We start from the raw sequence: 12,046 nt of genomic DNA, 5'->3' as shown, positions 1-12,046 counted from the left end.
AAATCCATGACGACCACCCTTGTTCTCGCCGGCATTCTCGCCGCGTTGATCGCCGCCTTCTTTGCCATCGGCCCCGCCAATGTGTGGAAACGCATCGCCGGCGATCCCGATTTGGGCCCGTTCGAGCGCAGCGCGCCGTCGCGCACCGGCCGTCCCAATGACGCGCTGATGTGCACGCCCGGCCTGTGCAATGGCGTCGAAATCGACCGCGAACTGCCCGGCTTCGACCTTGAACCCGAAGCGCTGATCGCCCGCATCGACACCGCGCTGAAAGAGACCGGCGAGACCGCCAAACGCGTTGACGACGGCAGCAATCCGGCACGGTTGCGTTATGTCACCTGGACGGCGCGTATGGGCTTTCCCGACACCAACAGCTTCGAGGCGGTCAAACTGCCGGATGGCGGTACCGGCCTCGTCGCCTATGCCCGCGCACAGCTCGGTTATTCCGACGCCGGCAACAACAAACGCCGGCTGAACGGGATCGTCAAAGCGCTGCAGCGGTGACGACGAAAACAGGCCCAATCGCCGGCCGCGATCAATAGCGGGTGCCGCTGATATCGATGTCTGACATCGCGTTCAGGCGCGCGATATCTTCGGTGCTGAGTTGCACCTCTCCTGCTGCAACGTTCTGTTCCAGATAGGCAATCCGCTTGGTGCCCGGGATTGCGGCTATGTCGTCGCCCTGCGCCAGCACCCAGGCCAACGCGATCTGTCCCGGTTTGACACCTTTTTCTGCGGCGATTGCTTGCACATCGGCGACCAGCGCGTGATTGGCCGCCATCGCATCCTCGGAGAAACGCGGATTGCTCAGCCGCCAGTCGCCCGGTTGCAGGTCGTCGCGCGAACCGATCGCGCCAGTCAGAAAGCCACGCCCGAGCGGCGAATAGGCGACGAAACCGATTCCGAGCCGCCGCAGCGTCGGCAGGATCTCTGCCTCGATCTCGCGTGTCCACAGAGAATACTCCGTTTGCAGCGCCGTGATCGGATGCACCGCGTGTGCACGCTCGATTGTTGCCGGATCGGCTTCGGAAAGACCGATGTGATGCACCTTGCCGGCTTTTACCAATTCGGACATCGCACCCACGGTCTCTTCGATTGGCGTCGCTGGGTCGACCCGGTGCTGGTAGTAAAGATCGATATCATCGACGCCGAGCCGCTTCAGCGACGCGTCGCAGCACGCCTTGACGTAGTCCGGGCGTCCGTCGATCTGCCGCTCGTTGCCCGCAAGCCGTACGATCCCGAATTTTGTCGCCAGCGTCACCTTGTCCCGCCGGCCCTTGAGTGCCTTGGCGAGCAGTTCTTCATTGGCGAACGGGCCATACATGTCGGCCGTGTCCCAGAAGTTGCTGCCAAGCTCCAGCGCCCTGTCGAGCACCTTGAGGCTCCGCGCCTCGTCGGCATCGCCGTAGAACTCCGACATGCCCATGCACCCCAGTCCGATGGAGTGAACAGTCAGACCTTGACCCAATTGGCTATTGCGCATTGATCTGCTCCCTGTCGAGAACTGCTTTGAAGGTGCGTGGCCACGAAGGCCCGGGACTTGCAGATAGGGGCGCCGCAACCGTCGGCGGCCCAGAACACCGGGCGTGAAGCCTTTTATGCGCCCTCACGTCAGATAAGCCGATGACCGCCGTCTACAACCAGCGTGATGCCGTTAACGAAGTCGTTGTCGATCAGGAAGGCCACGGCCTTGGCAACGTCCGCGGCTGTGCCGACCCGCCCCACCGGCAACGAGCCCGCGAACCCGGCCTTTGCCTCGGCAGCGGCCTCGTCGCCCATCAGATTGGCCCAGACCGGCGTGTCGATAATGCCCGGTGCGATGGTGTTCACCCGTATCGGTGCCAGTTCCAGCCCCCATATGCGGGCCGCCGCCTCGGTCGCTCCACCCGCGGCCGCGAACATCGTTGCGCCCGGCAGTGGCTTTTGCGTGACCGTTCCGGAAAACAGTGTGATCGATCCTTTCTCGGAAATCTTGCGGACACCATGATGCACGGTCTGCAATTGGCCCCACTGCTTGGATTCCAGGATTTCGCGGGCGGCAGGAAAGTCCATCTCGCGGATCAGTGCGAACATGCCGGACGCCGCCGGCGTCACAAGATGGTCGAATTGTCCGACCCTGTCGAAAAAGGCGGGAATGGCATCGACGTCGAGCAAATCGAGCACGTGGCCAGAGACCGGTCCGTCCAGTTCGCCAAGCGCCTTGTCTAGCTTTGCCTGGCTGCGCGCCGAGACGAACACTTCGGCTCCCCGCGACAGCAGCAGTTCGGCGCTTGCACGGCCGATCCCGCTGGTTATGCCTGTGATGACGACCTTCTGGCCGGTGAGATCCGGGTTCATGGTACGATAACCTTCGCGGTTTTGCGCTGGCCGTCCGGGCCGCGCTTCCGTGCCTTCACCTAGCGGCGGACTTGCATACCCGCAATGGAATGTTATTCATATAAACTATGACAAAATGGAATTTGGAAACCTTGCCTCTTCTCGCCACCTTCCAGGCGATGCTGGATCATGGCGGTGTCACGGAGGCGGCCGAGGCACTTGGGCTTACCCAGTCGGCGGTAAGCAAGCATCTGGCAAAACTGCGCGCCGCCTATGGGGACCCGCTTTTCATTCGCACACCCGAGGGCATGCGCCCGACGCCCCGCGCAACCTGGATGAGCGCCCATGTCGCCACCATTCTCGCCGAGGCCGAAGCGCTGTCGGAGGCTCGCCTGTTCCAGCCGCGGCTGCTGGACGGGATCCTGTCGATATCGACGACCGACGAAGTCTGCGAAAGCCTGCTTGCCCATCTTGTGCCGGCCCTTGAGGAACAGGCGCCCGGCTTGCGCCTCACCTTCGTACCACTCAATCCCGATTACTCCTTTCAGGACCTCGAGGCGGGTCGGGTCGATCTGGTCGTCAGCGTCAATTGGCATGCGCCAGAGGGGCTCAAACAGAGCCGCCTGTTCGATGACCGCTTTGTCTGCCTAATGGGCGCAGGCCATGCTTTGGCCGAATGCGCTTTCACAATTCAGGAGTTCGCCGAGCACGAGCATGTCATGGTTGCTCCGCTCGGCATGCGCGAAGGCCGCATCGACGAGGTACTTGCCGCCCATGACCTGCGTCGGGTGATCCGGCTATCGGTCCCGGTCTTTCTTCAAGTCAACCCTACGCTCCTCGGCGACCGCTATCTGGCGACCCTTCCGGCCCGTGTCGCAGAGGAACTGTGCCGCCGTCACCCCGGCACCATGATCATCCGGTCACTGCCTTTCGACATTTCGGAGATTTCGTACTATGCGCTCTGGCATACCCGCTTCGACCGGGATCCTCGCCACATCTGGCTAAGAAACCTTGTTCGCAAGTCGCTGAACACGCCATCTCGGCCGACCTGACAAACCGGAAATCCAACCGGCCGGTCGCTTATCCCTCCGGCGGCCAGAGCGCGGGCCAGGTCTCCGGCCCGCCGGCCACATCGCCAGCACAGTCGGCCTTGGCGCGGCTTTCTTTCAAGACGAACGCGTCGCCTTCGGCCCCAGTGCGCCAGACCCAACGGTCATAGCTGCCGCAATTGCCCGCGGTCTGTCTCTTGAACAGTCCGGTAAGCTGCCGGTTTTCTTGGTCCCAGACGACATTCCAAGCCGTGTCGGTCGTTGTCGGCCCTTCCGGCGACATCGCCGGCAGCGCCACGCGGCGGATGGCGGCCACATCGCGCCGCCAGAATGCATAGGCCTGGTTTTCAGCGCTCCCCGTACCGCAGGGCAGGCCGAGCAGCAGCGCACCATCGTCCAGTTGCGCCTCGAAACCGCCGAGTGTCGCGAAACGGCCCTCATCGAGCCCAGCACAGACGCCGGTAACCGGATTTGTGAATTCGGTCCGCAATCTGAGCGGCAATTGCGAGAATGCGGAGATTGTGCGGACGGCGGGTTCATTGTCGCCAACGCTTGGTCCGCCGCCATGCAGCGCATCGGCGCGCCCGGCCCGGCCCTGCACCTCATCCATGAACGCCAGCCCGTCGACGAAGCCCGCCAGCGAGAATGCCGATACCGTATCAAGGCTGCGGGCACGGTAGCTGACACGCAGCGTTCGTCCGCGCTTGGCGGCGGCGATCAGCGTAGCGATCTCGTCCTCGCCGCCATAGAGATATTCATAGACCGCCGCCCGATATCGGAGATCACCGACCGGCAGCCGCAAAACCGTCGCACCATCGATCTCGAAGGTCACATCCGAGCCGGCCGCCAGCGTCTCGCGCACGCCTAGCACCAGCCGCACAGGCGCGTCGGTCGCCGCCCCGCGCCGAAACGCCAGCGTATAGAGTTCCGATTGGGCGTTGTAGGCGAACAAGTCGCAGCTGAGCGCATTGGTGCAGCGGACCGAGATATCGCGGATGCGCTTGAACTGGCTGGCGTCGGCATCGCCGACCGCCCAGCCCTGCACGGCGGCTATGATCAGAAGCAGGGAAAGCGCCCTTGCCGGGCTTCGCAACGCATCGGTAAATCCGGTCGCGGATAAGCGCATGATGTTTCTTTGTGGGTTATCTCGGTTCTTGGCCGCCACGCTATCCCAGCGCGGCCCTGCAAGCCAGTCCCTACCGCGTCCGCGCCTAGGCCGATTTGTCCAACAGCTCTTCGCGGTCCGTTGCGGCGGCATCCGCTCCGTCTTGTATCTGCTGCTGCAGCAGCATGGCGCGATTGCGTGCGAATTCCTCGATCGCCTGTTGCGCCTCGACGGGCTCGCTCAGATAGTATCCCTGCGCCTCGTCCACGCCCAGTTCGATCAACGCGGAGAGTTGCTCGGCGTTTTCCACGCCTTCGGCAATGGTCTTCATGCCGTAATCGCGCGCCACGCCAACCAGCATGTGGATCAGGGCCGCCGCACGTGGGTCCCGGTCGACCGTGTCGACGAACAGCTTGTCGATCTTCAGGACGGATGCGCCCAATCGCTGCAAGGCGGCAAGGCCGTTATGTCCGGTACCGGCGTCGTCGATAGCCGTTGCGATCCCGCGCCGCGCCAGTACGGCGATATTTTGGATGGCCATTTTCTCGTCTCTGATAGCCTCGCGCTCGGTGATCTCGATGACGACGGTAGAGGCATCGAGACCCGCTTCATTCAGCGCCCCGGCCAGCTTTTCCGGAAAGTCGCGGTCAATGATCTGGCTCGGAGTGACATTGAAGGCAAATCCCGTCTGCGGCGACGCGTCTATGATCTCGCGCATCAGCCGCCCGGTCTCACTGACCATGGTTTGTAGGAGCTGTCCGGTCAGGCGGTTCTCCTCGATCGCCATGATGAAGGAAACCGGCGACAGTGTCGTCCCGTCGCGCAAACGCCAGCGCGCAAGGACTTCGTAGCCGCTGATCCTGCCGGTTTTCAGGTCGTAGCTGGGCTGGAAATACGGCAGGATCTCCTTGCGCTGAAACGCCTTGCGCAACGGGTGGTAAGGCGTCGGCGGCATGATGCCGCGCGCGACCAGGATAGCGAGGACAACACAAACGAAAATCGAGGAGGCCACCCGGACCGGGTTGCGTTCCATGTTGAACTCGGCGAGCGCATCGCTCGAAACACTGACATATGTGGCGAACGGATAGCGTTCCGATTGCGCATCGAAGCGCATATTGTCCATCGAATTGAGTGCGCCCGCTCCCTGAAAGGCACCAAGCTCGATGCCATCCGCCAGATACAGCACCGCTCGGCCCTGGTCGCGCAGCTTGAGCGGCAACGCATCGAAAACCAGCGCCTCGGTGTTGAGAATCACGGTGGCCACGATCGTCTCAGACACGGCCCAGGTAACGGCTGAGGCCGGAACGCCTTCGATATCGAGCGCCGAGACACGGAAATCGGTATTGCGCGCCGGGAACCCGCCGCCCGGTGCCAGGGCCGACACGGCGGCCAGCCCGGACGCTGTCGCCGAACAGGCTGTGCCATTTGCCTGCACGACGATGTCCTTGACCATTCCAGACACGAATACGGTATGTTTTAGTGCTACGACCGACTCCGGCCCGCAATCGATCAAACCGGTCTCATGCAACGCCGCGAGTTTGACGACAGTATAGTCGAACGCCAGTTCGCTTCGGTTGACGAGGCTGTGGGCCAACGCATCCATCGTGCGTTTGTTCTGGTTTGCAACAAACATGTCGCGTGCTGCGAAGATGCTGACGATGAAAATCAGGGCGAGCACCGCGGCGAGAAGACCGGCACGCGGTGACATAGTCCAGCGGCTTGCCAAATTCACTTGCATTGGCGATCAGTACCAGCCGAAACATAACCAACGCATTAAGTTTCCCTTGGGAATCCTTCGAGGCGGAATCCTCCCGTTTTCCCTAGGTTATCTGCAAGTTACCCGAACGACGGATCCGGCAATGAACCGTGCAAACGCCAATCTCCTGCTGTTGACCGCCGGTGCGATCTGGGGCGGCGGCTTCATTGCCCAGGCAACGGCCATGCAGAACATCGGCCCGGTCTTCTTTACCGGTCTGCGCTTCGCCGCCGCTGCGCTGACAGTGCTGCCGCTCGCGATCATCGAGGCGCGGCGCGCCGGCTTGCCGCTGTTTCCGGCGCCGCGCCGGTCCGGCCGCTACGTGATCCTCGGCTCGCTGCTATTCCTGTCGCTCGCGGCCCAACAGATCGGCCTTTTGACCACAACGGTCACCAATTCCGGCTTTCTGACCGGCCTCTATGTCATCATCACGCCGATGATCGGTATCGCGGTCTGGCGCATCTGGCCGCATCCGGTCATCTGGCCCGCCGCCATTTTGTCGTTGGGCGGCATCTATCTCCTGTCGGGCGGCAACCTGACCGCGCTCACGGTCGGCGATTGGCTGACCGTCTTCTGTGCCTTTGCCTGGGCTTGCCACGTCCAGTATTTGGGCCGGGTCGTCGGTGACGACCGGCCGTTCCGACTCGCCTGCGCACAGTTTGCCGTCTGCGCTGTGCTTGGCATCCTGATTGCCCCGTTCGTCGAGACGATCAGCCTGTCGATGATCCCGCCGTCGCTGGGCGAGATCCTGTTTGCTGGCATCATCTCTGGCGGCATTGCTTTCACCATCCAGGTTGTCGCACAGCGCTACACGACCGCGCCGCAGGCAGCGATCTTCCTGTCTTCGGAAATGCTGTTTGCCGCGCTGTTCGGCGCCTGGCTACTGGGCGAAAGGATCGGTCCCACCGGCTATGCGGGCTGCGCGCTGATCTTCCTTGCCATGTTGACCGTCGAGATCGTCCCGATGTTCCGGCGCAAGGCCGGTGAGCCGGTTTGAGGCGCTGCGCCGTGCTTGTGGACAAGCCATGACCGCCGCAGCCTGGCGGCACAGTTTTCGGACAACCGTGATGACCTTGCGCAACCTCGCCACAAGGCGAGGCGGGACCCGCCGCCGGGCTGCCACATTTGCGCCACGGCAAGTGCCTGTATTCTCCGGCGAATGTCTGTCGCGCGTCGCAAATGTGGCGCAACAACGGCAACATAGGGCAATTATGTCATTGTAATCATTAAGATAATTTCACCGAACGTGATTTGAAACCACACCGCTTGCGGGCCTAATTCAGGCCGTCGCCGGCACGCTGTCTCGCCCCCTTCCCGACTGGAACCGGATGGCGTGGCCGGCGGCATCAAACCGAAAACGAAAGGCTTCGATTATGAAATATCTGATGACAGCGATCTTCGCCGGTTCGGCGCTCGCGGGTTCGATGCTGGCATCCATCGCCGCCGAAAGCGACGGCGTTGTGGCCAGTGTCGACGAGGCGACGCGCACGATCGTCCTTGAGGACGGATCGACCTGGACCGCCGCCGAGGGGATCGACCTGGACGCGCTGGCCGCCGGCGACGTGATCAAGGTTACCCACGAGGACGGCATGGCCGTGGTGACCGCCGTTCAAAAGATGTAACGGATCGGCGCCTTCCGGCGCCGGTCGGGATGGCGGCGCTCGTGCCCGCCATCCCGACGCGCCTGCGTCCTAAATGTGCGGTTTGAAAACCGCCGTTTCCGGATCGCCGGTGTTCGGCGTTCCCGCCGGCTCGATCAGCAGCAGTTCGGCCTCCTCTTCAGCGACAGGCCGATGCTCGACACCCTTCGGCACGACATAGATTTCGCCCGGCCCGAGTTCCACATCGCCGTCGCGCATCTCGATACGGATCCGTCCGTTCAACACTTGGAAGAAATCATCGGTGTCGGGATGCGAGTGCCAGACGAACTCTCCCTTCACCTTGACCACCATCAGATCGTGCCCGTTGAACGAGCCGACGATGCGTGGTTGCCAATGCTCAGTAAACTGCGCCAGCTTGTCGGCGAGATTGATTTTTCCGTTCATCCATTCCCCTCCGGTTGCACCGGTTCCTCCGCCATGCCGAGATGCAGATGCGGCCCGTCATAAGGATGGGCCCGCGCCACATCCTCGTCGACTTCCACGCCAAGTCCCGGTGCGTCGGGCACGATTGTGTAGCCGTTATCGAGCCTTAGCGGTCGCTTTAACAGTTCGCCGTGAAACCCGCCCCAATCCTTGATCGCTTCGAGGATCAGGAAATTCGGCAACGTTGCGGCAAGCTGGATATTGGCCGCGGCGACGACCGGCCCGCAATAGCAATGCGGCGCCACTGTCGCGTGATGCAACTCGGCAATCGCCGCAATCTTTTTGGTTTCCAGAATGCCGCCGGACCGCCCGAGATTGGGTTGCACGATCTGCGCCGCGCCAAGCGCCAGCAACCGCGCGAACTCGTATTTGGTGGCCAGCCGTTCGCCGGTCGCCACCGGGATCGAGGTCTTGGACGCCAGTTCCGCCATCGCTTCCGGCATGTCGGGCGGCACCGGCTCCTCGAACCAAAGCGGATCGTATGGTTCGATAGCGCGCGCCATGCGCGCCGCCCCGGACGGGGTGAACTGGCCATGCGTGCCAAACAGGATGTCGGCGCGCGTGCCGACCGCTTCGCGTATCGCCGCGAGCATCGCCGCCGAACGCTCGATGTCGGTCAACAGCGGCTGGTGCGGATCGTGGATCGTGTACGGCCCCGCCGGATCGAGCTTGACGGCCGTAAATCCCTGCTCCACCCATTTGACCGCGTTTTCGGCGGCCATATCCGGATCGTTGTAGACCGTCTTGCCGCTTGTTTCGTCGGGATAGATCGAACCGTCGGCGGGGTAGAGATAGGTGTAGGAACGCAGCGCCTCGTGTACCCGGCCGCCGATCAGCTTGTGCACCGGCTTGCCGGCCTCCTTGCCGATGATATCCCAGCAGGCCATCTCCAGCGCCGAGTAACACCCCATCATCGACAAGTCCGGGCGCTGCGAGAAGCCGGAGGAGTAGCAGCGCCGGAAGAAAGCCTCGATGTCGTGCGGATCGTGCCCGGCGAGATGCCGCCCCGCCGCGTCCTCGATCATCACCGCCATGGCATGCGGACCGAAGGACGCGCCATAGGCCTCGCCCCAGCCGGTCACGCCGCCATCGGTCGTAAGCTTTACGAAGATGAAGTAACGCCCGCCTGGCGCGCTGTCCGGCGTCCCGACGACGAAGGTTTCGATATCCTTGATATGCATTTCGTCCCTCGTGGGTTAGACTGCCCGGCGGATGACATGGAGACCGTTCATGGCATTGCTTCACCTGTCGATCAATGCCGCAGATCCCGAAGGCATTTCCGCGTTTCTCGCCACGATCCTCGGCGGCGAACATCTCCCTTTCCCGCCCTTCCCGGGATGCTGGATCGCGTTTGCGCAAGCCGATGACGGCACGGCAATCGAGGTCTACCCGCTGACGCACCGGCTCGTCCCAGGCCCGGAGACAATCGAATGCAGCGTCGGCGCGCCCGACGGATTACCGACCTTCGCCCACGCCGCCATCGCTTCGCCGCTTCCACGCGAGGCAATCGTCAGGCTAGGCCAGGAACGCGGCTGGACGACGCAGATCTGCAGTCGCGGACCTTTCCATTGCATCGAAATCTGGCTGGAGAACCGGCTTCTCGTCGAGGTTCTCGACCCGGCGATGCTGTCCGAGTACCGGGCCGGCATGACCGCTGCCAACTGGAAAAACATGTTCGGGATAAGCTGACTTCGATCGCAAGCGACCACGTTGCGCATCACCACCCGATCTGGTCGCGCCTGAACCGGCCGGATCGAAAGACGGCTCTGCGATGGCCGCTTGCACCCGCGCGGCAAATCGCCTTGAAAGGGGCAAGACGAACTGAATGGCAGAAATAATGGCAAACCCCACCAATGACGAACCGCAAGGCGCGCTGACACTGCGCACACTGGCCATGCCAGCCGATACCAATGCAGCCGGCGACATTTTCGGCGGATGGGTGATGTCTCAGATGGACCTGGCATCCGGCATCCGTGGCGCGGAGATCGCCGGCGGGCGGATCGTCACGGCGGCGGTCAACGAGATGTCCTTCGACATGCCGGTCAAGGTCGGCGACACGCTGTGCGTCTACACCGATATCGAGCGGATCGGCCGTTCCTCGATGGTGTTGCGGGTGGAAGCCTGGGCGCAGCGCTATCTGACCAAGCTGCGCGAGAAGGTGACCGCGGCGCGCTTCGTGATGGTCGCTCTCGACTCCGACGGCAAGCCGACGCCGATCCCGCGCTGAGACTGTTCAGTCGAGCGCGCCCGAAAAGCCCTCGGCGAGATAAAGCCGGTAGCTGTGCATCGCAAACCCGAAGCGGGTGATCGTGAACTCGTGCACCTTGGTCACCCGCTCGAATGCGCCTTCCAGTTCGTCATCGACCGGCAGGTAATCGTCGGCAAGCAGCAGCATGTCGGCGCCCTTGTGGGCGCTCGCGTCGAACCAGAAGTCGAACTGATCACGCCTCGGTCCGATGCTGACGATATCGAGGCGCTGTGCGCGGTATGCCAGCAGCGCGGCAGTACGATAATCGGTCGTCGCTATGAGATCGACGCCGATACGTTCTTCCTCCGCCTCGACGATCTCCGCGATTTCTGCCGTGCCGAAGGCGATGTCGTTGTCGCGGATCGCCCCGCCATTCATCTTGTAACCCGGATAGACCGCCTGGAGCGCAACGATCCAGATCCCGATGAGCACGCCGTAGGCGGCGTGGATCGAGAACTCTAGCCGGCTATTCAGGTAGAAGACCGCGACCGGCAGGAAGAGCAGATAGGCGGCCAGGTTCCAGTAGTGCAGCACCGTGTTGGACGCACACAGCGCCGTAAAGACAAGCGTCGAGACAATGAGGACCCAGCGGCCGCTGGTCTCGAATGGCGTGTTTCGAACGCCTCGGCCGGCCACGAACCGAACCAGCGCTACCACGACGACCGGCGACAGCATCATCACCGACATGAGCGCGAAACTTGTGAAGCTCCCCAAAAAGCCATCATGCAGCGATTGGCCGATGCGACTGTCGAGATTGTAGCGGAAACTCGGCCAGTCATGCGCAACATTCCACGCCGCTACCGGTGCCTGCATCGCCACGGCCAGCGCGGCTCCGGCCCACAGATGCGGCGACAATAGCAGGCCGCGCGCCCGTGCCGTCAGCAGCACCCAGGCCGCAAATCCGAGCCCGATGAAGACGCCGTTATACTTGGCAAGGCCGGCCAACCCCAGCGCCGCGCAGCCGAGATAGAAGAACCGCCAGCGCCGTTCGCCGTTTTCCAGTCCGTCATGGAACAGCGCCCAGAAATGGCCGGCCAGTACGCCGAACAGGATCAAGAGGTGATCGGGATGGGCCAGCGACTGGATGCGCGTCAGCATCGGGATCGCCAGCCACACGATCACGCCGGCGAGAAACACCCGCATCGCAACCGCCCGTGCAAGCCGCTGCGACCAGTACCAGACCACAACCATGCAGGCGATGAAACTGGCGGCCGGCGCCGCCCGCAGCCCGACCAGGGTCCACCCGAACAATTCGGCCGACAGCCGTTGCACCCAGCCGACAAGCGGCGGATGGTCGTAATAGGAAAGCGCCAGTCGCTGCCCCCACAGCCAGTAATAGGCTTCGTCGGCGGTCGGTGGCGTGAGCACCAGTTGCGCGAGCTTGAGCGCGACGAGCGGCACGGCCAGCAACAGCAGCCACCCCATCGTCGGCACCGCGTCGACGGGCTGTCTCCGCCCATCGTTTTCGCCAGTTTCGATGTTACGCAT

13 protein-coding genes are annotated in these 12,046 nt (G+C 62.8%); 6 read left to right on the top strand and 7 right to left on the bottom strand.

Going from position 1 to position 12,046, the window contains the following annotated elements; all coding sequences use genetic code 11:
- The first annotated feature begins 6 nt into the window (after positions 1-6).
- A complete protein-coding gene (locus ACO06R_RS06895) occupies positions 7-504 on the top strand; it encodes a DUF1499 domain-containing protein (protein ID WP_421857695.1) in 498 nt (165 codons plus the stop codon).
- Positions 505-535: 31 nt separating this feature from the next.
- Here ACO06R_RS06895 and ACO06R_RS06890 read toward each other — a convergent pair whose 3' ends face one another.
- Both ACO06R_RS06890 and ACO06R_RS06885 read right to left on the bottom strand, forming a co-directional pair.
- The gene (locus tag ACO06R_RS06890) at positions 536-1,483 is read right to left on the bottom strand and encodes an aldo/keto reductase (RefSeq protein ID WP_421857693.1); all 948 of its coding nucleotides are present in this window, start codon (positions 1,481-1,483) and stop codon (positions 536-538) included.
- 128 nt (positions 1,484-1,611) lie between these two features.
- Positions 1,612-2,337: an SDR family oxidoreductase gene (locus ACO06R_RS06885; RefSeq protein ID WP_421857690.1), complete on the bottom strand. Its 726-nt coding sequence runs from the start codon at positions 2,335-2,337 to the stop codon at positions 1,612-1,614.
- A 131-nt stretch (positions 2,338-2,468) separates the two neighbouring features.
- On the opposite strand from ACO06R_RS06885, the gene ACO06R_RS06880 reads away from it, so the two are divergent.
- Positions 2,469-3,368, top strand: a complete 900-nt coding sequence (locus ACO06R_RS06880) for a LysR family transcriptional regulator (protein WP_421857687.1) — start codon at positions 2,469-2,471, stop codon at positions 3,366-3,368.
- A 28-nt stretch (positions 3,369-3,396) separates the two neighbouring features.
- On the opposite strand, the gene ACO06R_RS06875 is transcribed toward ACO06R_RS06880, so the two are convergent.
- A complete protein-coding gene (locus tag ACO06R_RS06875; protein WP_421857684.1) occupies positions 3,397-4,491 on the bottom strand; it encodes a DUF1176 domain-containing protein in 1,095 nt (364 codons plus the stop codon).
- 85 nt (positions 4,492-4,576) lie between these two features.
- Entirely contained in the window at positions 4,577-6,178 is a 1,602-nt protein-coding gene (locus ACO06R_RS06870) for an EAL domain-containing protein (protein ID WP_421857681.1), read from the bottom strand.
- A gap of 151 nt (positions 6,179-6,329) precedes the next feature.
- Between ACO06R_RS06870 and ACO06R_RS06865 the strand changes: the two genes are divergently transcribed.
- The gene (locus tag ACO06R_RS06865; protein WP_421857678.1) at positions 6,330-7,223 is read left to right on the top strand and encodes a DMT family transporter; all 894 of its coding nucleotides are present in this window, start codon (positions 6,330-6,332) and stop codon (positions 7,221-7,223) included.
- A gap of 388 nt (positions 7,224-7,611) precedes the next feature.
- On the top strand, positions 7,612-7,848 hold the full coding sequence (locus tag ACO06R_RS06860; RefSeq protein WP_421857676.1) for a DUF1344 domain-containing protein: 237 nt from the start codon (positions 7,612-7,614) through the stop codon (positions 7,846-7,848).
- Positions 7,849-7,917: 69 nt separating this feature from the next.
- On the opposite strand, the gene ACO06R_RS06855 is transcribed toward ACO06R_RS06860, so the two are convergent.
- Both ACO06R_RS06855 and ACO06R_RS06850 read right to left on the bottom strand, forming a co-directional pair.
- Positions 7,918-8,271 (bottom strand): cupin domain-containing protein, encoded by a 354-nt coding sequence (locus tag ACO06R_RS06855; protein ID WP_421857673.1) that lies wholly within the window; start codon positions 8,269-8,271, stop codon positions 7,918-7,920.
- Positions 8,268-9,491, bottom strand: a complete 1,224-nt coding sequence (locus tag ACO06R_RS06850) for a mandelate racemase/muconate lactonizing enzyme family protein (RefSeq protein ID WP_421857670.1) — start codon at positions 9,489-9,491, stop codon at positions 8,268-8,270. Before ACO06R_RS06850 ends, ACO06R_RS06855 begins: the two co-directional genes overlap by 4 nt.
- A gap of 49 nt (positions 9,492-9,540) precedes the next feature.
- On the opposite strand from ACO06R_RS06850, the gene ACO06R_RS06845 reads away from it, so the two are divergent.
- Both ACO06R_RS06845 and ACO06R_RS06840 read left to right on the top strand, forming a co-directional pair.
- Positions 9,541-9,999 (top strand): hypothetical protein, encoded by a 459-nt coding sequence (locus ACO06R_RS06845; RefSeq protein WP_421857667.1) that lies wholly within the window; start codon positions 9,541-9,543, stop codon positions 9,997-9,999.
- A gap of 148 nt (positions 10,000-10,147) precedes the next feature.
- Entirely contained in the window at positions 10,148-10,537 is a 390-nt protein-coding gene (locus tag ACO06R_RS06840; protein ID WP_421857664.1) for an acyl-CoA thioesterase, read from the top strand.
- 6 nt (positions 10,538-10,543) lie between these two features.
- On the opposite strand, the gene ACO06R_RS06835 is transcribed toward ACO06R_RS06840, so the two are convergent.
- On the bottom strand, positions 10,544-12,046 hold the full coding sequence (locus ACO06R_RS06835; protein WP_421857661.1) for an ArnT family glycosyltransferase: 1,503 nt from the start codon (positions 12,044-12,046) through the stop codon (positions 10,544-10,546).

Source organism: Oricola sp. (genome assembly GCF_965230365.1).
In the GTDB taxonomy this organism is placed as follows: domain Bacteria; phylum Pseudomonadota; class Alphaproteobacteria; order Rhizobiales; family Rhizobiaceae; genus Oricola.
Note: the sequence above shows the minus strand (reverse complement) of the source record. Positions and strands in the feature narration are given on the sequence as shown.

Bases quoted from the DNA above. Each gene is read 5' to 3' on its own strand.
- ACO06R_RS06860 (WP_421857676.1), top strand. From the start codon at position 7,612: ATGACAGCGATCTTCGCCGGTTCGGCGCTCGCGGGTTCGATGCTGGCA.
- ACO06R_RS06840 (WP_421857664.1), top strand. From the start codon at position 10,148: ATGGCAAACCCCACCAATGACGAACCGCAAGGCGCGCTGACACTGCGC.
- ACO06R_RS06845 (WP_421857667.1), top strand. From the start codon at position 9,541: ATGGCATTGCTTCACCTGTCGATCAATGCCGCAGATCCCGAAGGCATT.
- ACO06R_RS06885 (WP_421857690.1), bottom strand. From the start codon at position 2,337: ATGAACCCGGATCTCACCGGCCAGAAGGTCGTCATCACAGGCATAACC.
- ACO06R_RS06850 (WP_421857670.1), bottom strand. From the start codon at position 9,491: ATGCATATCAAGGATATCGAAACCTTCGTCGTCGGGACGCCGGACAGC.
- ACO06R_RS06870 (WP_421857681.1), bottom strand. From the start codon at position 6,178: ATGTCACCGCGTGCCGGTCTTCTCGCCGCGGTGCTCGCCCTGATTTTC.
- ACO06R_RS06835 (WP_421857661.1), bottom strand. From the start codon at position 12,046: ATGCGTAACATCGAAACTGGCGAAAACGATGGGCGGAGACAGCCCGTC.
- ACO06R_RS06895 (WP_421857695.1), top strand. From the start codon at position 7: ATGACGACCACCCTTGTTCTCGCCGGCATTCTCGCCGCGTTGATCGCC.
- ACO06R_RS06875 (WP_421857684.1), bottom strand. From the start codon at position 4,491: ATGCGCTTATCCGCGACCGGATTTACCGATGCGTTGCGAAGCCCGGCA.
- ACO06R_RS06865 (WP_421857678.1), top strand. From the start codon at position 6,330: ATGAACCGTGCAAACGCCAATCTCCTGCTGTTGACCGCCGGTGCGATC.
- ACO06R_RS06855 (WP_421857673.1), bottom strand. From the start codon at position 8,271: ATGAACGGAAAAATCAATCTCGCCGACAAGCTGGCGCAGTTTACTGAG.
- ACO06R_RS06890 (WP_421857693.1), bottom strand. From the start codon at position 1,483: ATGCGCAATAGCCAATTGGGTCAAGGTCTGACTGTTCACTCCATCGGA.